The following is an 18,173-nucleotide window of genomic DNA, read 5'->3' on the forward strand; positions in this document are numbered from 1 at the left end:
GCGCCTGGCTCAACAACACCAAAGCCCGCCGGGACAAGCTCACCGCCGAACAGCTCGGGCAGCTGGAGGCCCTCGGGGTGGCCTGGTAGACCCGGCCCGATCACGTCGCGGCGTTGCACACGGGGCTGCTTCGACGGGTCGGTGCACGGCCGTCTCCGGTAGGCAGGACCTGATCGCCAGATCCATAGGGATTCTCGCGGCAGTTCCGGGATTCCCGTTCTACTTCCGGGACTGCAGGTCACACGTGCCGATCAGCAGTCCTGGACCCGTGACAGCGTCCCGACAGGATTCTCACTCGACCGACGGGACAGCACACCAGACGCCGCAACACCTACGCCCTCACGGGGAGAACTCACACCCGCGCTTCCCCAGGCTGCTGTTCGTCCTCACCGGCACCGAACAAGCCGGCTTCGCCCACCGCGCCGACGACCTGGAACTCATCGCCCGCACCCGCTACGTCGCCACAATGCTGCGCACCGTCCCAGCCATGGTCGCCAAGCTGGAGGACCTGGAGGACGAAGGACCCAGCTCCGGCGTGTGGTGGTCGATCGCCGATCTCGAAGCCGGGCCAGGCCCTTGGTGGAGCTGACCGGCACCAAGTCCTGACCGGCACCGACACCGATACCTTGATGCCCACTGTCCCGTTCTTACCGAAGGCAGACCGGGGCAGGGGGACTGCAGGCGCGCCTGGTCGATCCCTCTCGGTTCCCCTGATGCTGCTTCCTCCGGACGCGCATCGCCGGGTCTCCACATGGCCGACATCAGGGGGAATCCTCAGCGGGCGCGATCGCGGCCTGCATCGCCACTCCGTCGACGTAGGAGTGCTTTTCCTTCACTGCCCCGTTCTCGACCAGGACGAAGTCCGCGAGGTCGACGTCGAGTGCGGCGCCGGCGGCGGACTTCCCGGTCATCTTGAACTGGGTTACCCAGAAGTCCTCCCCGACACGCAGCGAGACGAGTTCGAACGTCAGGTCCGGGATGAGCTCGAAGGTATCGGCCGCCGCCTGACGGACGGCTGCCCGCCCGATTGCCGGGGGCTGCCCCGAGTGCAGATGGAACACCGAGTCGACCGTGTGAAGTTCGGCGATCCGATCGGGGTCGCGAGCCTCCCAGCAAGCGTGGTAGCGCTCGAACAGGTCGCGGGTGGTAGCGGTCATTGCCTGCCCCTCCAGTTCGTATTCAGTCAGCCGTGTGCCATGCAACATCCCGACCGGTCCTTGGTCAACGTCCTCGGCGACTTGTGGCGTGATCCGTGGGTTGCACGTCGTTGACGCCTTTCGCGCGGGTCAGGCAGCCTGCTGCCATGCGTCGAGTGGTGTTCGTGGTGTTCGAGGGGTTCCAGGCAGTCGATCTGGTGGGCCCGCATTCGGTGTTCCATTACGCGCACCAAGCCGTCGGTGGCTACGACTGCCAGGTGGTGGCGCGTCACGCTGGTCCGGTCCGGTCCTCCAGCGGCCTGCCGATGTTCGCCGCCCACGGTATCGGCGACCTCGCCCCCGGCGGGCTGGACACCCTAGTCGTGGTGGGCGGACCGGGCGTGAACGACGCGCGCCGCGACCCCGGACTGGTCGCGTGGATCGCCGCCGCGGCGACCGGTGCGCGGCGGGTCGCGTCAGTGTGCAGCGGTGCGCTCCTGCTCGCCGCCACCGGGTTCCTCGCCAGACGACGGGTCACCACGCACTGGGCCCGTGAACGACAACTCGCCGATGAGCACCCCGAATTGACGGTGGACTGCGATCCGATCTACATCAGGGACGGTCCGGTGTGGACCTCGGCCGGGGTCAGCGCCGGCATGGACCTCGCGCTCGCCCTGGTGGAGGACGACCACGGCCCGGAGCTCGCGCTGGCTGCCGCACGCGAGATGGTGCTGTACCTGCGGCGCCCCGGCAACCAGTCCCAGTTCAGCGTTCCGCTGTGGTCGGCGCAGCCGACCAGCGACCCGATCCGCAAAGCCGTGCGGGCGATCCAGGACAACCCCGGCGGCAGGCACACCATCGCAGCACTCGCCGCCTGTGCCAGCCTGAGCCCACGTCACCTGCAGCGCCGCTTCACCGCGGAGATCGGGACGGGGCCGGCGGCCTACGTCGAACGCGTCCGGGTGGAGGCGGCCCGTCGGGCGCTCACCGAGGCCGACGAGCCAGTGGCCGCAATCGCCCGCCGCCTCGGCTTCGGCACCACCGAGACCTTGCGCCGCACCTTCCACCGCCACATCGGGATCGCCCCGGGCGAATACCGCGACCGCTTCGGCTCGGCCGGAGCGCGGGAGGTCATCTCCGGCGGGGAGCCCGACAGCGACCGGGTCTGAGGGCGATCGGAGACGGGCCCGGCCTGCCCGGGCGTACGACAACGTTGAACGACAACCTTGGGAGGTTGACATGGAAGAACGACTTGTGACGGTGGTCACGGGCGGAAGTCGCGGGATCGGCGCAGCTGTCTGCACCCGCCTCGCGGCCAAGGGGCACGACATCGTCCTCGGCTACCGTTCGGACAGCTCCGCAGCGGAGTCGGTTGCCGAACTGGTCCGACAGGCCGGCCGCAGGTGCGTCACCGTCCGTGCGGACACCGCCGACGAAGCGGACGTCGAGCGCCTCTTTGACCGTGCCGCCGAGATCGGTCCCGTCACCGCGCTGGTGAACAACGCCGGAACCAGCGGCCCGAACGGCCCACTGGCCGACGCCGACGCCGCAGGCATCCGCCGGGCACTCGACGTCAACGTCCTCGGCTACCTCCTCTGTGCCCGGCGCGCCGTCCGGGAGATGGCCGGCAGCGGCGGCGGAGCGATCGTCAACATCTCCTCCGCCGCAGCCACGCTGGGCAGCCCGGGGCAGTACGTCCACTACGCCGCAGCCAAGGCTGCCGTCGACGCGATGACGGTGGGACTGTCGAAGGAGGTTGCCGCGCAGGGCATCCGCGTCAACTGCGTAGCCCCCGGCACCATCTGGACCGACTTCCACCAGGACCCCGAACGTCCCCGGAAGGTGGCCTCCGCCATCCCGCTGGGCCGTGCCGGACAACCGGAGGAGATCGCCGCTGCCGTCTCCTGGCTGCTTTCCGCCGATGCGTCGTACGCGACGGGAGCGATCCTCCGGGTGGCCGGGGGCCAGTAGTCCAGGCCTGCGGCACGGCGGACAACAAGCCGCGGTGCTCGCGTCCTGCCTTCGCCGGGCGCTCACCACCATCACGGCCCCGCAGGGTGGAAACCCCCTGCCGTCCGGACCGTCACCCAGAACCGCACCAACCCACCACCAGCAATCAGGGAAGAGGGAGGGACAGAAGGGGGTTCTCGGATTTTCCGGCGGCCCGAAAATGCCGTCTGACCTGCGGGAAAACGCGAAGGAGGCCGGGAGCGGCGGGGTGCCTACGGTGGTAGCTACGGGCCTACCTGCGGTGGTGCCCTCGGTGCCACCTGCGGTGGTACCTACGTGCAGCCGGCCCGGCGCCGACCGGGGGCCGCGGTCGGCCGGTCCCCGGTCGGCGCGGACGGCCCGCCGCTGTCGGGCGACACGAAATTGTCAGTAGTCGACGACAGCACATGTCGCACGCTCGGCCGCAGCGCGGAGCCACGACCCAGCCGGGCCACGGGCCACCCTGATGTCCGAGTCACTGACATCTCGTGTCGTTTCCACGGACGTTTGGACGTCGCCCGACAAGAACACCGGCCCGCCGCAGGCGTGAACCCCGAACCGAACCGACCGACCACCTCACTACCCAGGACAAAGGACAGAAGAAGGGGTTGTCGGCTTTTCCGGCCCTCCGAAAACACGGTTTGACCTGCGGTGATGCAGGGCCGGGCCGGAGGACTGCGGACCCACGGGACGCTCCACATGACGCCTCACCAGGCGACCGACCAGGCGACCGGGGGACGACTCTGTCCGGTCTCGGTGGACATGGCGGACCTAGCCCCTGAAAGCTGCGGTTCGCCGAGTCCACCGAGACCGGTCCGGGATGCCGAGCTCAGGGATCACGGCGCTTCTTGGGGCGGCACCAGTGGGGACCAGTACCTGGGGGCGAGGAACAGGCGTCAGCCGCAGCCTGACGGTGCGACAGGCTAGCCTCGCCGACGACTGTTGCCACCATCCGACGCGATCACTCGCCCCTCTCTCCCAAGGACCAGCGGCATGAGCCCCGACGCACTGTTCGACGACATCGCTTCTGACCTTGCCGCACGCGGCGCCACCACTGGCGCCATGTTCGGTAAGCGAGCACTCAAAGCCCACGGCAAGGCGTTCGCATGCCTCAAAGGTGACGTCCTTGCCTTCCGCCTGGGCGACGCGAGCGCTCAGCACGCTGAGGCACTGGCGCTGACCGGAGCCGAGTTGTTCGACCCCTCAGGCAAGAAGCGGCCCTTCAAGGACTGGGTCGCCGTTCCCGTCGCTCACGCCGCTCGTTGGCCCCACCTCGCTGAAAGCGCGCTCTGCAGCATCACCACCTGACCTTCCGCAACCTCGGGGTGGAAGGCGGGATGCGAGGCGGACACAGCCGGCGAGTTGCATCGGTGTTGCCCGTGATGGAGCTTCTCGCCAGCTGTCCTGTCGCAGTGCAGCTGACAGATCGTGGGCCGCTGACCTGCTGGATTGCCATGTCGTTTGAGAACGCCGCGGGCCGGTGTTCTCAAACGACATGGCTTTCACGGAAGCGCGCTGGTGGTGGGCAAGGGCAGCTCAGCCGTATCGCTCTTCGGTAAGGCTGCCCGTGGCCGTCCGGAGACGGTGCCGGGCCGCTTCCAGACGTTCGGCGTAGTCGGCGGCGAAGATTCCAGGGAGCGCTTTGTCCAGTGTTCCCGCGATCTTGTGGATCGGGGCCCAGGCGGCCGGATCGTCGACCAGGCGGCTGAGATCTGTCATCTGTACTCGCTCCAACCAGTCCGAGAGGACCAGGGCCTCGTCGGGGGTGAGCTTGATCGTGATGTCGCTGTTCTCCATGACCGGAATCTAATTAGTCGCGCTTGGGCCAGATCGGGCCCTGGTCGGTCCAGATGACGCCCTTGTTGCGGCACAGGCAGAAGGGGTGGCCGATCGGGTCGGTGTAGACCTGCCAGCCGTAGCCGTTGGGGCCGATGAAGTCCTGCCTTAGCGTCGCGCCGAGGTCGAGGACGCGGCGCTGCTCGGACTCGATCTCGTCCACTTCGAAGTCGAGGTGGAACTGCTTGGGGTGCTCCCTGTCGGGCCACTGCGGAGCGCGGTAGTCGTCCACCCGGATGAATGCCAGCTCGATCTCGCCGAACTGGATGCCAGCCCAGTCCTCGGAGCTGCCTTCCTTGATCTTACGGCCCGTCACCTCGGAGTAGAAAGCCGCCAGCTTCATCGTGTCCGGGCAGTCGATAATGAAATCGGTGAGTCGCAGCATCCCGCGATCTTGTCACAAGCTCACACTCGACTTCGAGACAGGCCCTAACTGGGCATTTAGGCCCTGAACATACCTATTGATGCCGGTTTCCTGGTTGCTCTGCCGACTCACCTGACGCAACTTCGGAGGCTCTCGTGACGGGAGTGTCGCCTGCATGGGATTGCAGGCCGGAACTGCGCGGTTCCTCCTGTCTCATCCCACGACGCCCGGCCGGAGCACATTTGTCCTCCGAGTGCCGCAGCCTCTGGGCAGAGCGGCGATCGAGCGGTATGCCGTCTTCATGACGGCTCGTCGACCGTATCCAAGCGACCTGTCCGACGCCCGCTGAGCTCTGGTGGAGCCGACGCTGACCGTCTGGCGCCAAGCCCGCACTGCACGCGCGCTCGCCATAGGACGGCCACCCGAGCACGATCTGCGCGACCTGTTCGACGCGATCCTGTATGTCGACCGCACCGGCATCCCCTGGCGCTACCTCCCACACGACTACCCGCCGTGGAAGACCGTCTACGCCTACTTCGCCCGCTGGCAGAAGGACGGCGTGTTCGAGCAGCTCAACGGCCTGCTACGCCGTCCGGTCCGCACCGCGGAGGGCCGCGATCCGGAGCCGACGGCCTGCATCATCGACTCCCAGAGCATCAAGACCTCCACCAACGTCCCCACCGCGACCCAGGGCATCGACGCCGCCAAGAAGATCATCGGACGCAAGCGCAGCGTCATCACCGACACGATCGGCTTGATGCTAGCCGTGCCGGTCACCGCCGCGAGCATCCAGAATGGCACCGCCGGCCGACAACTCCTGACCACTATCGCCGCCGACCACCCCACCATCCGCAAAGCCTGGGCCGACATGGGCTACAAGACCGCCGTCGTCGAACACGGCGCCACGTTGGGTATCGACGTCGAGATCGTCCGACGCGCCCCCGCCACCAGGGGGTTCGTCGTCCAGCCCCGGCCGCTGGGTCGTCGAGCGCACCCTGGGCTGGCTGATGAACCACCGCCGCTTGGCCCGCGACTACGAAGCCCTCCCGACCCGATCCGAAGCCGTGATCCACGTCGCGATGATCAACCTCATGACCCACCGCCTCACCGGCGAAAGCACTCCGACTTGGCGCGGAACTTGACCTCCGAGACCCGGGACGAAACGCCCAGTAAGCAGCTCCGCTGAGGTGCGGGAACAAAAAGTTCCTGGGGGCTTCGCCCCCCAGACCCCGTTCACCAGGGGCGGCCAGGTTTGTACCGCAGGTGCGGATCAGCAGCGGACTTCGGCGGAGCCGCAGAGTTCGTCGCGTCGCGGAAGCCGTGTGCGTGATTGAGGCAGAAACGCTGGTAGAGAGGGTCATGGGTTCCGAAGGCGGTGTAGATCCGGGCGAATCTTCGGCTCAGCTCCGCTGTCGTTGCCAGGTAGAGCTCCTTGGGGTCGATGGTGTTCGTCGGCGGGTTGAGGATCAGGTTCGCCAGCACCACGATCTCGGGGAAGGCCGCGAGGTGATGGCGGTCCTCAGCGGGGATCTACTTGCTGAGGGGGAGTGTCTCGATGCGGTCGAGGCGGTGGGCCCACTCGTTTCCGACGTCGATCGGCATGCCGGAAGAGGACCACTCTTCGACGATCTTCCGGACAAGCGTGAGGGCTTGTCCGAGTTGTCCGTGGTGCCGGGCGAGTTGGTCGAGTCGGCGCTGGGCTTGGATGATTTCCGGCAGGTTCGCGAGCGGGATGTCGCATGTGGATCGGGTCCAGCGTTGGTGACGTGGACACAGGTGCTGGTGAGCGGGCAGCAGCAGGATCACCAGGGAGGCGGTCGGGCTGCGACGGTGCGCTTGCCGGAAACCTCATCCACCCTGCTCAGGCCGCATGTCGGTACTCGTGGAGGAGGCCGCCGAGCCGGTCGGCCTGCCGACCACTGAACCGGCCAACGGCAACCGGCGGCTGCGCGCTGACCGCCGCCGCCCGTGGGAAGGCGGGTCCGACGCCCGCGAGTTCACCCATACCGTCTGTGCTGCCGGGCTCGCCGTCCGGCGGCATGCTGCCCAGGAGCTGGTGGAGGAGGTCGGGGTGGCCGCCGACCCCGAGGACATGACGGTGTCCCGGCGTCACGCGGGGCGAGTTCGGCAACGTCGGCGTGCACTTCCTGGCTCCATCGGTCCAGGCCGGGCTTGAGTTCGCAGATGCTGGCGAGGCGCCCGCCCCTGCCGTCAGGGACGGGCGCCTCGGTTGCTCAGGCTGTTTCGCGCAGCAGGACGCCGCCGCGCTCGTACAGCTCGGCCGCGGCGCGGGAGCCACGCTGGCGGAACCGTGAGAGGGCTTGGCGCATGCCGGTGACGGCCTTGCGGGTCAGGGTGGAGCGCACAGCTGATTGCCCGTCAGGTATCGATCGGCGGCAGTACATCCCAGAGAGTGAAGGAAAGCCCATGTCAGAGAAGGTCCACAGGGACAAGGTCCTCGCCTACGTGGTGCGGGACGGACAGCTATTGGTGTTCCGGCACGCCGACAACAGCTACGAGGAGGTGGGGATTCAGGTCCCCGCCGGCAGTGTGCGCCCTGGCGAGTCCCCGGCGGCCGCGGTCCTGCGCGAGGCCCGGGAGGAGACCGGCCTCACCGACTTCAAGATCGTGTCCAAGCTCGGCGAGTTCGAGTACGACATGACCCCCTACCGCCGCGAAATCCAGCACCGGCACGTCTTCCACCTCGAACTGACCGAGCCGACCCCGGACCGGTGGATGAGCCAGGAAGACCACGACGGCGAGCAGGAGCCGACCCGCTTCGAGTGCTTCTGGGTTCCGCTCGAAGCGGCCCACATTCTTCAGTCCGGACAGGGGGCACTGCTCGGGCAACTGCCCGAGTAGCAGCCCGACCCGATACCGCAGCAGGGAGGCAGTCGGTGATCGGCATCATCCATGAGCTCTACCGCAGCTTGGACACCACGGACAGCACCAGCGCCGCATCTGTGATCCTCAAGCTGCGCGGTGAAACGTGTGACGTCGATTGCCTGTACTGCTTCGAGAAACGCAAGGAGGCCCCCGGAGGGGCTGTGATCACCGCCGACCAGGTCGCCGCCGCGCACCCCGACGTTCGCCAGGTGATCGTCGGAGCCGTCGACAGCCGCGGAACAGGCGATCCGCACCCTCATCAAGCGCGGTGAGCCGATCACCTTCCAGGCCGTCCAACGCGAGGCCGGTGTCTCGCACGCGTTCCTCTATAACCACCCTGACCTGCGCGGACGGATCGAACGCCTGCGAGCTCAGGGCCGGCCGGTTCCCGCACCGGCCACGCCGGCCGACGAGCAGAGCACCCTCGTCCTCGCACTGACCAGCCAGATCACACGCCTGAAGAAGCAGCACCGCCAAGAAGTGCAAGCCCTGCGAGACGCACTGGAGCAGGCTCACGGCGAGAACCTCGACCTCCGCCGCGAGCTCGACCGCCGCGGTCTCGGGCTGCCCAGGGTGGGTGAAGATCACGTGTGAGATACTCCTACGCGCCTTGCTCCCTCTGCTTCGGATGGTGAGTGAGGCCTACGGGGTCAGAGGTGTGCGTTTTCGGGGCACTCGCTGGTCCTGTTCCAGTTGTCGTGGCGCGGGGCATTCGGTGCTCTTGCGCGGCCAGTCTGTCCACCACGGTGATGCGAGGTCTGATGGGCTCCTCTTGGAGGCCGTTGTCGGACGATTTGTCCGATTCCGCAAGGGAGTTGGCAGAGGAGCTCCGTGCGATCAAAGATCGCAACAGGCTCACGCTTGCCGACCTGGCGGCTGCGACGCACTACAGCAAGGCCTCGTGGGAACGGTGGCTCAACGGTAAACGTCTCATCACCGCCGAGGGGCTGAGGAGCCTGGCCGCGTCCACGGACTGCGACCTGCCGAGGCTGCAGGGCCTCTTGGAGCAGGCCGACGATGCGTTGGCGAAGTCCGCGCCGGTCGACAGCGGTCGCGCGGCGGCGAGCGGGAAGCCCGTTGCGGCGACGAGCCCGCCATCCGCGGAAGGTGCACCCGAGGGGCACGAGAGCGGTCCGGGTGCGGACGGCGGCCGGGTGTGGTGGCGGGCTCGCTCGCCCTGGTTGATCGGGACCGTGGGCCTGGCCGCTCTGGCGGTGATCGCCGGCGTTTTTCTTTGGCCGACTGGAGGGAGCGGTTCGCCGGCCGCCTCCGGGCCGACTGGCGTTCAGTCCACCCTTCCGCCTCCTGCGTGCCAGGGCATCGGCTGCAGGGGCAAGGATCCGCAATCCACTGGCTGCGAGGCCGACGACCGGACGCTCGTCACCGCACCCATCGGTAAAACCATCATCTACCTGCACTACAGCCCGCGTTGCCAGGCGGCCTGGAGCGGCATCACCGACGGGATTCCGGGCGACACCGCGACCATATCCAACGGCAGAGGCGACCAGGAGACCGCGCTCATCCACTGGGGCTACGACAACTATTCGATGATGGTCGACGCCCGCGTCCTCGGGACGACGCTTCAGCTTCAGGTGTGCGGCGTGCAGCCCGAGGGAAGCGGCTGCACGCCGAAGATCACCGACCCTGCGGACAACCCATCGCCGAACCACTGAGGTCCGTCCTCGCAGGGCGGGAAGAGCCGCGGACGACAATGGACGCGGTCGGAGGTTCGCACCTTCGCCAGCCGTGGCGGGGGAACCTGCACCTCAGGGCAGGTACCGAAGCGAACCGGTATCCGCCCTGGGTCGTTCCTGACCTGTACCTGGGCGTGTCCTGGTGCGTGGGTGGGGGAGCGCCCGACGCACCGGGACACGTGGCTTCAGTCGTCGGTCAGCAGGAGCCGCCGTTGCTGATCATGATTCCGGTGAGGGTGCCCCCGCCGCCCAGGTTGCCGTTCGGCGGGAGGCAGTAGACGGTGCCGTCGGACAGCTGGAGGTGGGCGTAGTCCTGGTTGCGGGTGTTGACGACCCACCAGCTGGGTCCATGGTTGGTGCTCTGGTAGTAGTTGGTGACGTCCCGGAACTCCGCGACGATCGGGTAGGACGCGTCCGGGCCGCCGTAGATGCACACGTACGGGTACGGGCATCCGTACTGGCTGTTGGCGTGGGCGCTCGTGGCGCCGACCAGGGACATCGCGAGCGCGGAGGCGCCGACGGCGCCGGTTGCTGCCAGCTTCTTGAGTCCGTTTCGCATGGTTTTCCTCTTCATTCCTTGTGGGCGTCCGTCCGCCGCGTTTGGCGCAAAGGACGCCCGGGTGAATGGCAGTGGGTGGATGGCGCCCAGCTTGCTTCCGGTCCGATGGCCGGGCACTCCGGGCTCCGCCGCGGGTGATGTGATGCGGGCGTGCCGGCACGCCGAGGCGTTCCATTTCCCTGGATGGGAGGCCCCGGACGACTACCTGTAGTCGTCCGGGGCCTCCTGTCACATTCCGCTGAGCGGCTTCACGGTGTCGCTCAGGGGCAGTTGGAAGAGATCCGCGTGGTCCCGACGTAAATCCCGCCGTAGGGGTTGATGTTGACGGTCGACCCGGCTCCCCATTGGGTGTTGCTGGCCCACACGGGGGTGTTGTTGGGGGTGTAGACGACGAAGTTCCCGTCGGACTGGTAACTGGCGTGGTCCGCCCCGGAACCGTAGGTGTTGGACGCCCAGCACACCCGCCAGCCGTTGCTGCCCATTTCATCCGCGGAGCTGTACTCCACCAGGTTCCCGTCCGACTGCATGATCAGCTTCATGAAGTTTCCGTCGGCGGCGTTGGTGCTCCCGATGTAGCTGCCGGCGTAGAGGGTGTCTCCCCGGCTCAGGGAGGTGCCGACGTTGGCGCCCCCGCTGCCCGGAGGATTGCTGCTCGCGTGAGCCGTGGCCGACGACAGGACCGTTGTGGCGGCCAGGGCGGCCGCGCCGGCGATCTTGGCTATACGCATTGCGCGCATGAGTGTCCCCCATAGTGAGTTGAGTCTGTGGGATGGCGCCTAGGGATCTGGGATGGCACAGACGGCCTTGGCACGGCCCAAACCCTGCCAGGCGGCATACGGCAGCAGCAACCTTGATCAGGTTTCCCACGTCTCATTGCGCTTTCAGGCCTCTGACCTGCGGTTTGAGATTTCTCAAGATGCCGTGGGAGGTCCTGGGCGGCCTGTCTGGCCGAGGCGAAGATCCGGTGGACCGCCTTGCCCGATTAGTACTCCAGTGCGAGAGGGCGGAATGTGAGCTGATTTCCGTTCTGTCGTCGCCTGAACGTGTGGCCTTGCCGTCTGCGGCAGGTCGCGGGGCTGGCGCCGTGCTGAGGTAGCTGCGTGAGTGACCGCAAGCCCTACAAGAGCGACTTATCCGACGAACGCTGGGCGCTGATCGAGCCGGTGATCACCTCGTGGAAGGTCCAGCATCCCTCGGTCAGCGGCCACGAGGGCCGCTACGAGATGCGGGAGATCGTCAACGCGCTGCTCTACCAGTCCCGGACCGGCTGCCAGTGGGACTACCTCCCCCACGACCTGCCGCCCGCCGGCACGGTGAAGTACTACTTCTACACGTGGCGCAATGACGGCACCGATCAGGTCATTCACGACCTGCTGCGCTGGCAGGTCCGGGAGAAGAGGGGCCGATTAGCCGACCCCAGCCTGGTGGTGCTCGACACCCAGAGCTGCACGCGGCGGCCGGGGTTCCGGGTGAGACGACGGGACGGGACGCGAACAAGAAGGTGCCGGGCCGCAAGCGCGGACTCGCCGTGGACGTGCGGGGCCTGGTGATCGCCGTGGTCATGCTGGCCGCGTCCGTCCACGACAACGCCTTCGGCACCGCCCTGCTCGACAAGGTCGCCGCCAGCACCGCGGGCACGGTGACGAAGGCGATGGTGGACCAGGGGTTCAAGAAGACCGTCGTGGACCACGGGAAGCAGGTGGGCATCGAGGTCGAAATCGTCGAACGCAACCCGGCCGAGACCGGTTTCGTCCCGCAGCCGATCCGGTGGCGGGTGGAGCACACGAACGGGATCTTGATGTTCCACCGGCGACTGGTGCGCGACTACGAGCACCGCCCCGCCTCGGCCGAGTCCCGGGTGTACTGGGCGATAAGCGATGTGATGGCCCGTCGGCTGACCGACAGCGCGACCCCATCCTGGCGCGGCGCATGACCAGCGAGGAGTTGACCTTGGGGGCGGTGCTGGTACGACTGGAGGAGCGTGAGCAGGAGACCGCGCGGGCCGAGGAGACCCGCGAGCAGATCACGCAGCTCACCGCGATGCTGGACGAGCTCGGCCGGGCCGCCGAGGAGGTACGGATCACCCGCAAGACGCTGCTGGAACTGCGCGATCCGGCCCCACTTGCGCCGTCGACGGCCGACCCGGCACTGCCGGACGGGGCGGCCTACCAGGAGATCATGGCGGTGTTCGCCGAGGCCGCAGGTCCCCTGCGGGCGCGGGGCGTGTGTGAGGCGATGGACCTAAACCTGGCGCCGAACCACAGGTTCAGGCACGGATTTCGTGAAGTCGATCGCGAGGCCGTTACGGTCTGTGGTCGTCCCATGAGGGTGTCGTCGACCTACGGCGTCTGCCAAGGTGGCGGGCATGGATTGGCAGTCTGAGAGCCCGGGTCTCTGGGCGTTCCTGGAGTCACTGCAGCGCGGCGAGATCCTTTCCGGCACCGTCGCGGCGATCGAGCGGTTCGGGGTCTTCGTGGCCTTGGACACCGGACCGGACCATCCCATGTTCCCCGGCGTCGGGTTTATCACGATCCCCGAACTGTCCTGGCGCCACATCGAAGCTCCGACCGACGTCGTGGAGATCGGACAGCGCGTCTCGTGCGAGTTCCTCCAATTCGACACTCACAATGCGGAAGCCAGGCTGTCGTTGCGTGCACTGTTGCCCGACCCCTTCCAGGCGTTCGCCGACGGCACGGTGGTGGGGCAGACGCTTCGCGGGACGGTCGTCAAGGTGCTCCCCTTCGGCGCTTTCGTTGACGTCGGAAACGGAGTCGTGGGCCTGGTGCCCTTCAAAGAGGTCCACGGCAGGCCCGCAGCCGGTCTGCCGGAGGTCTTTCAGGTCAGCGACGAGATGTCAGTCGTTGTTACGGACGTCGAGTGGCCGCAGCGAAGGGTGTTCCTTTCCAGGCCAGAGGACGCCCGGCATGCCGGTGTCGTGCCGCTCAGGTGACTGCTTCACTCCCACTCGTTAGTCGGTCAGGGGAACGTCCCCACGTGGGGGGCGTCGGCTGGCCGCGATCAGCAGGAGCCGCTTGCGGAGCAAAGGTGCCTTCGCTCGGCCGAACATGCTGCGCTTGAGCGCCTTCAGGTCATTGACGCGGCCCTCGACCGGGCCGGATGACCAGTCGGTGCTCATGCCGTAGACGACGGCGTCGAGGTCGGGGATCAGTCCCGCGGCGAAGCCGGCCAGGCCACACTGCTCGTCGGCGCACACGTCCGCGATCCAATGCCGCAGCCGGTGTCCCTCGTGGTTGGTCATGATGGCCGCGAAGGTGCGGACGTGGCCGGCGGCGGCCGCGAGCTCGGGTGAGCGGGGTCAGTAGCGCCTTGAGCTGCCGCTGGTCGTCCTCGCGCAGGTGGTCGGGATGGCTGGTGATCCACCGGGTGGCCTGGCGGGGCGAGGGCGGCCCGGCGATCGGCGGCGTGGTCCCGGCCCGGCGGTCGGGCCGCAGCGGCCGAACATAGTCGCGCAGGGTGCTGTAGCTGCAGCGGGCCCCGCGTTCCCCCAGCTCACGGTGGAGCCGGGACAGGTTCGTGCAGCCCTCGGCGACCCGCTGCTCAAGGTAGGGCCTGAACGGGTCGAGTTTGCTGGTCCGGTTCTGCCACTGGCCGTGCAGCATCGCCTCGGGGCTGGCCGCGCGGGCGTACTTGCGGACCGTGTTGCGCCCCAGGCCGAGGCGTCTGGCGATCTCCCGCAGGCTCAGGCCCTGCTCGACCTGGGCACGGACCGCGCCGTGGGTGCCGCGGAGCCGGTCGAGGAACTTCCCCGTCGGATACGGCTCGGGCGATGCCTCATCGGCCAGGACCGCTTCGGCCGGAGCGGGCGGCGGCTCCGGCCGCTCGGGATCGGATTCGAGCAGGTCGCGGAGCAGGGTGCGGTGGCGCGAGACGAGGCGCTCGACTGCCTCAGCGAGGTTGTGCCAGACGTGCCATTTGTCCGCGCAGTGCCGGGCGTTCGGGGCGCCGGCGCGGGCGCCGTCGGCGAAGACCTGCGCGCGGTCGCGACACACGATCTCGACGCCGGGGTGCTCGCGCAGCCACGCCGCGACGCTGTCCGCGTCACGGTCCGGGAGCAGGTCCACCGGCTGGTGGGACTCGCAGTCGACCAGGATGGTGCCGTACCGGCGGCCCTTCCTCGTGGCGAACTCGTCGATGCCCAACACCCGCGGGACCGCCCAGGCCGGCTCCGGCAGCGCCATGACCAGCCGCAGGACGGTCATCCGGCTGACCGTGATACCGAGCGGCAGGGCCAGACGGGCCACGGCGCGGGCGGCCAGGACGACGCCCAGCGCGCCGAGCATCCGCTGCAGAACCGGCGTCCGCCGACCGTAGCGGCAGGTCAGCCCGTCGATCTGCTCGGCGAAGGTCACCCGCGGGCATTCGCCGTTGTCGCAGAACAGCCGGCGCACCGACAGTTCGATCACGACGCCCCGTCCGCCGCACGGCGCGTCCGCCAGACGCCGTCCGTACCGGCTATGGGCCCGGTTCGACGGTATCCGGCAGTCGGGACACGGCAGAGGAACGTTCTCCGGCGTCGACGCCTCGATCACCACGAGGCCGTCCCGCACCTCTATGCACGCAACCAGCATCCCCGCGAGATGGGGAAGCAGCAGGAAGATCTCCTCACACGAGGCCAGCCTCCACCCAAAAATGACGGGGCGTCACCGGCGCACAGCAGCACGATCGACTTCACGAAATCGTAATTCGGGAGCCAGTTAGGCAACGGAATCGAGAGCCACCTGCGGCCTGGACCATCGACACTGGTTGAGTACTGGGGTAGATGGTGCGGGCGAGCCTCGGCTACGCCACTTGGCCGAGCTGTGGTGCCGCAGAGTGCTCCAGGGCGGGCAACGCGAACCTGTCGCGCAAGCATGGTCTTCTGGCTGTGGGGTCGGACCGGTCTCGTGGGGCCTGGCAGGGTGCCGATCCGGCGGGAGACCCGCCCGGGTCACACCATGTCTGTCTGTGTCGGCAGGTCGGGCGCGATGTACCGGGCCTGCCGCCCGGGCCGGCTGGTCAGCCGGCCCGGAGGGGGCCCGTGCTCTCAGTAGGTCAGTACGAGGCAGCCACTCTGGCCGGCCTTACCGTCCTCACCCGGCTTGGGGTAGAAGTTGTCATAGTTCCGGCTCCAGTCCCCCGCGTTCCCGCCACGTCCGCCGTCGCCGCCCTTCCCGCGAGCGTTCTCGGGGCAGGGCGCCATGCTCGGCAGTGGAACAATCGCGCCCCAGGGCGTCGTCACACCGGCGGCCCCGCCGTGTCCGCCGTCACCTCCGCGGCCGTCTCCCCGGTCGTGGCTGCCGTCCTCCCCGTTCCGACCGGGATCCCCGTGCTTGCCGCCCCTGGCCTGCGCATCGTTGGCGCATTTGGGGCCGCGGGTGTCCCAGGTCCCGCCACCGACCCTGTCGTTGGACGGGCCGCCCTTGCCGCCCTTACCGCTCAGATCGCGGGTGGTTTGCGAGCTCCCCTTCGCCGACTCTCCTCCCCCTCCGCCCCACGCGCCCAGGCCGCCCCTGGCCCTGATGGAGTTGTTCGTCGTCTTGTCCCACACCCACGAATCGTCGCCGTAGTCGCCGCCGTAGCCGCCCTCGCCGTTGTAGCGGTTCTCGGGGTCCCAGCTGTGGCTGCCGCGGCCGCCGGGGTAGCCCTTCCCCACGGCGAGGTGGATGACCTGTCCGGGCTTGACCGGGAAGACGCACTCGACAGCCCCGCCGCCGTTGCCGCCGGCGCCTCCACCGCCGCCGCCACCGAACTGGAACTGGTTCCCGTTGCCGCCGGAGCCTCCACCGCCTCCGCTGCCGCCGGCGCCGACCGCCGTGGCCGTCAGCTGGGTGATGCCCTTCGGGACGGTGAATTCGTACGTGCCCGGTGTCGCGTACACCTTCGTCACCGGTGCCGCCGCAGCGGCATCACGGGCAGGCGCCTGCGCCCGCGCCTGCGCGGGCATCGCCGAACCGCTCAGCACCGCCGCGACCACCAGCACGGCTGCCTGCCCGGCCCGGCCGCCGCTGCGGCCCTTGCCCAGAATCCCACCGATATTCAGACCAGACCGTCCGGCCACGCCGTTGTCCTCTCGCTCGCATCTGGACCAGGCCTCAGGACGCCGAAGCGTCCAGGCCCGGGGAAGACTGAAGCCGAGCCGCACACCACGGCGCCCCGGGCCACCACGACCAGGGCACCGCACAACTCGGCTGTCCAACCTGCTTCAACGACCCGGGTACACGCCGGTCACCGCCCGGCCCCCGGAACACTTGGCTGATTCGCCGGCAGCCGGATGGCCGGGCCGGTTTCTCCAGGCCGCTGCAGAACCGGGCGACGTGCGCCTTCAGGACGGTCCGTCTGATCGGGCCCCGCCCCCGAGCCGGCCTGACACGGCGTCGCTCGAACGAGGTACCGACAGTGTGAGCAGCCAGCCTCGATCACTCCGATACAGAAGCCGTTCACGAGTTCACAATTGGCTCTCGAACTCGTTGCCCAGGTGGCTCCCGTTCTACGGTTCTGGCTCGATTTCCGTGATCAGTAACGCTGGGTAGCCGGTCAGTACTCCAGTGTGACTTCGCGATCTACGCGCTGGAGGGGGCGGGGAGCCGCTGCTGGTAGTGGCTGCGACGTGCCGAAGCTTGGTGGCTTCTGCGCCAGTTCGACCAGTGCAGGAGTGCGTTCGGGGCTGTGATCGGCGGGCTGAACAGTGCGCCGATCAGGCGGCGGATCTCCGGGACGGTCAGGTCGACCGGTTCTCCGCTTCGGGCCGGGCGGTTCGGATCCGCACGTCTGGTCGGCCTCGCGTCGTCGACTGCTGCGGCCAGGAACGCGTCGCGTGGGTGCGGCGTTGCGCCGTTGGCTGGTTTGCGTGGCACCTATGTCACACCAGTGCCGCGCCGCCGTCTATCGCAAGCGTGGTGCCGGTGACGTAGGCGTTGGACAAGACGAAGAGATAGGCCGCCGCGGCTTCCTCGGCAGTGCCGACACGCCGCGTGAGCAGCTCGGACCCGGCGCCCTGGAGGAAAGCCTCCGGGTCCGGGACACTGCCGTCCCACAGCTCGGTGCGGATCACACCGGGCTGAATCACGTTGACGCGCAGAGGAGCGAGTTCGACGGCGAGTGCCCGGGACAGGGCCTCGATGCCGCCGGTGATACCTGCCGTGAGCGCGGTTCCGGACAGGGGGCGGATCGCGAGGACGCCGGAGCTGAAAGTGATCGAGCCGCCGTCGCGCAGTCGCGGTGCAGCGTACTTGGCGGAGAGGAACGCGCCCCAGAACCGGCGCTCGAAGACGGCCTTGGCCTCCTGCGGGGTGGTGTCGACCAGCGGCTTGATCAGCAGGGATTCACCCGCGGTGTAGACGAGGTGGTCGAACTCCCCGACCTGCTCGAAGAACGCGGCGATGGCGTTGCCGTCTGCGACGTCCAGGCGGCGGCCTTCGGCCGGCTCGCCCAACCGCTTCGTCGCGGCGTCCACGCGGTCCTGATTGCTGGAGGCGACCACGACGTCCGCGCCGGCCGAAGCAGCCTGTTGGGCTACCGCGAAGCCGATGCCGGAGGTTCCACCGATGATCACGATCTTCTTGCCAGCCAGAGACATGGGATCCATTCCTTCGTCGATGCGGTGCCGGGGCTCGGCACCGCCATGGCAAGAACGTACGCCTCCACATCGAGACGGTGAATGACTTGGAATCTCGATTCCATGTCATATCGTCTCTCTATGCAGGCACTAG

General features: G+C 68.1%; 22 protein-coding genes and 2 pseudogenes. 13 read left to right on the top strand and 11 right to left on the bottom strand.

The annotated features are described in order from the left end of the window. Positions 1–268 precede the first annotated feature (268 nt). Positions 269–589, top strand: coding sequence for a hypothetical protein (locus ACZ3UD_RS32315; RefSeq protein ID WP_465595746.1), 321 nt, complete (start codon positions 269–271; stop codon positions 587–589). Positions 590–761: 172 nt separating this feature from the next. On the opposite strand, the gene ACZ3UD_RS32320 is transcribed toward ACZ3UD_RS32315, so the two are convergent. Next, the gene (locus tag ACZ3UD_RS32320; RefSeq protein ID WP_465595749.1) at positions 762–1,205 is read right to left on the bottom strand and encodes a nuclear transport factor 2 family protein; all 444 of its coding nucleotides are present in this window, start codon (positions 1,203–1,205) and stop codon (positions 762–764) included. Positions 1,206–1,303: 98 nt separating this feature from the next. Between ACZ3UD_RS32320 and ACZ3UD_RS32325 the strand changes: the two genes are divergently transcribed. From ACZ3UD_RS32325 to ACZ3UD_RS32335, 3 genes are all read left to right on the top strand, one after another. Further along, entirely contained in the window at positions 1,304–2,305 is a 1,002-nt protein-coding gene (locus ACZ3UD_RS32325; protein ID WP_465595954.1) for a GlxA family transcriptional regulator, read from the top strand. A gap of 70 nt (positions 2,306–2,375) precedes the next feature. Then, entirely contained in the window at positions 2,376–3,107 is a 732-nt protein-coding gene (locus tag ACZ3UD_RS32330) for an SDR family NAD(P)-dependent oxidoreductase (protein WP_465595753.1), read from the top strand. A gap of 1,011 nt (positions 3,108–4,118) precedes the next feature. Continuing rightward, entirely contained in the window at positions 4,119–4,433 is a 315-nt protein-coding gene (locus ACZ3UD_RS32335) for a hypothetical protein (protein WP_465595756.1), read from the top strand. Between the two features lie 228 nt (positions 4,434–4,661). On the opposite strand, the gene ACZ3UD_RS32340 is transcribed toward ACZ3UD_RS32335, so the two are convergent. Beyond that, positions 4,662–4,922, bottom strand: a complete 261-nt coding sequence (locus tag ACZ3UD_RS32340; protein ID WP_465595759.1) for a hypothetical protein — start codon at positions 4,920–4,922, stop codon at positions 4,662–4,664. Positions 4,923–4,935: 13 nt separating this feature from the next. After that, entirely contained in the window at positions 4,936–5,346 is a 411-nt protein-coding gene (locus tag ACZ3UD_RS32345) for a VOC family protein (protein ID WP_465595762.1), read from the bottom strand. Between the two features lie 331 nt (positions 5,347–5,677). Between ACZ3UD_RS32345 and ACZ3UD_RS32350 the strand changes: the two are divergent. Then, positions 5,678–6,467 (top strand): annotated as a pseudogene (locus ACZ3UD_RS32350) (IS5 family transposase). A gap of 91 nt (positions 6,468–6,558) precedes the next feature. On the opposite strand, the gene ACZ3UD_RS32355 reads toward ACZ3UD_RS32350, so the two are convergent. Together ACZ3UD_RS32355 and ACZ3UD_RS32360 are read right to left on the bottom strand one after the other, a co-directional pair. Beyond that, on the bottom strand, positions 6,559–6,810 hold the full coding sequence (locus ACZ3UD_RS32355) for a hypothetical protein (protein WP_465595765.1): 252 nt from the start codon (positions 6,808–6,810) through the stop codon (positions 6,559–6,561). Between the two features lie 45 nt (positions 6,811–6,855). After that, positions 6,856–7,131, bottom strand: coding sequence for a hypothetical protein (locus ACZ3UD_RS32360; protein ID WP_465595768.1), 276 nt, complete (start codon positions 7,129–7,131; stop codon positions 6,856–6,858). A gap of 64 nt (positions 7,132–7,195) precedes the next feature. Between ACZ3UD_RS32360 and ACZ3UD_RS32365 the strand changes: the two genes are divergently transcribed. Continuing rightward, a complete protein-coding gene (locus tag ACZ3UD_RS32365) occupies positions 7,196–7,501 on the top strand; it encodes a hypothetical protein (RefSeq protein WP_465595771.1) in 306 nt (101 codons plus the stop codon). 58 nt (positions 7,502–7,559) lie between these two features. Here ACZ3UD_RS32365 and ACZ3UD_RS32370 read toward each other — a convergent pair whose 3' ends face one another. Continuing rightward, the gene (locus ACZ3UD_RS32370; RefSeq protein ID WP_465595774.1) at positions 7,560–7,691 is read right to left on the bottom strand and encodes a hypothetical protein; all 132 of its coding nucleotides are present in this window, start codon (positions 7,689–7,691) and stop codon (positions 7,560–7,562) included. A 61-nt stretch (positions 7,692–7,752) separates the two neighbouring features. Between ACZ3UD_RS32370 and ACZ3UD_RS32375 the strand changes: the two genes are divergently transcribed. From ACZ3UD_RS32375 to ACZ3UD_RS32390, 4 genes are all read left to right on the top strand, one after another. Next, on the top strand, positions 7,753–8,187 hold the full coding sequence (locus ACZ3UD_RS32375) for an NUDIX hydrolase (protein WP_465595777.1): 435 nt from the start codon (positions 7,753–7,755) through the stop codon (positions 8,185–8,187). A 35-nt stretch (positions 8,188–8,222) separates the two neighbouring features. Continuing rightward, positions 8,223–8,483, top strand: coding sequence for a hypothetical protein (locus ACZ3UD_RS32380; protein ID WP_465595780.1), 261 nt, complete (start codon positions 8,223–8,225; stop codon positions 8,481–8,483). A 4-nt stretch (positions 8,484–8,487) separates the two neighbouring features. Continuing rightward, positions 8,488–8,805, top strand: coding sequence for a hypothetical protein (locus tag ACZ3UD_RS32385; protein WP_465595957.1), 318 nt, complete (start codon positions 8,488–8,490; stop codon positions 8,803–8,805). A gap of 221 nt (positions 8,806–9,026) precedes the next feature. Continuing rightward, the gene (locus ACZ3UD_RS32390) at positions 9,027–9,884 is read left to right on the top strand and encodes a DUF2690 domain-containing protein (RefSeq protein WP_465595782.1); all 858 of its coding nucleotides are present in this window, start codon (positions 9,027–9,029) and stop codon (positions 9,882–9,884) included. A 217-nt stretch (positions 9,885–10,101) separates the two neighbouring features. Here the strand turns inward: ACZ3UD_RS32390 and ACZ3UD_RS32395 are convergent, their stop codons facing one another. After that, complete coding sequence (locus ACZ3UD_RS32395; RefSeq protein WP_465595785.1) at positions 10,102–10,464, bottom strand: hypothetical protein; 363 nt, start codon at positions 10,462–10,464, stop codon at positions 10,102–10,104. Positions 10,465–10,724: 260 nt separating this feature from the next. Continuing rightward, positions 10,725–11,192, bottom strand: coding sequence for a hypothetical protein (locus ACZ3UD_RS32400; RefSeq protein WP_465595788.1), 468 nt, complete (start codon positions 11,190–11,192; stop codon positions 10,725–10,727). A gap of 372 nt (positions 11,193–11,564) precedes the next feature. Here ACZ3UD_RS32400 and ACZ3UD_RS32405 point away from each other — a divergent pair. From ACZ3UD_RS32405 to ACZ3UD_RS32415, 3 genes and pseudogenes are all read left to right on the top strand, one after another. Further along, positions 11,565–12,397 (top strand): annotated as a pseudogene (locus ACZ3UD_RS32405) (IS5 family transposase). Beyond that, positions 12,394–12,846 (top strand): hypothetical protein, encoded by a 453-nt coding sequence (locus ACZ3UD_RS32410; protein ID WP_465595791.1) that lies wholly within the window; start codon positions 12,394–12,396, stop codon positions 12,844–12,846. The pseudogene ACZ3UD_RS32405 and the gene ACZ3UD_RS32410 overlap by 4 nt, the downstream one beginning before the upstream one ends. Continuing rightward, entirely contained in the window at positions 12,830–13,414 is a 585-nt protein-coding gene (locus ACZ3UD_RS32415) for a S1 RNA-binding domain-containing protein (protein ID WP_465595794.1), read from the top strand. The genes ACZ3UD_RS32410 and ACZ3UD_RS32415 overlap by 17 nt, the downstream gene beginning before the upstream one ends. Positions 13,415–13,553: 139 nt before the next feature. Here the strand turns inward: ACZ3UD_RS32415 and ACZ3UD_RS32420 are convergent, their stop codons facing one another. The 3 genes from ACZ3UD_RS32420 to ACZ3UD_RS32430 all read right to left on the bottom strand — a co-directional run bounded on the left by ACZ3UD_RS32420 (position 13,554) and on the right by ACZ3UD_RS32430 (position 18,040). Then, positions 13,554–15,053 carry an ISL3 family transposase gene (locus ACZ3UD_RS32420; RefSeq protein ID WP_465595797.1) on the bottom strand — a complete coding sequence of 500 codons (1,500 nt, stop codon included), beginning with the start codon at positions 15,051–15,053 and terminating at the stop codon, positions 13,554–13,556. Positions 15,054–15,508: 455 nt separating this feature from the next. Further along, a complete protein-coding gene (locus ACZ3UD_RS32425; protein ID WP_465595800.1) occupies positions 15,509–16,606 on the bottom strand; it encodes a hypothetical protein in 1,098 nt (365 codons plus the stop codon). A 717-nt stretch (positions 16,607–17,323) separates the two neighbouring features. Then, positions 17,324–18,040, bottom strand: a complete 717-nt coding sequence (locus ACZ3UD_RS32430; RefSeq protein ID WP_465595803.1) for an SDR family oxidoreductase — start codon at positions 18,038–18,040, stop codon at positions 17,324–17,326. Between the last annotated feature and the right edge of the window lie 133 nt (positions 18,041–18,173).

The organism is Kitasatospora sp. NPDC023118 (assembly GCF_055560875.1).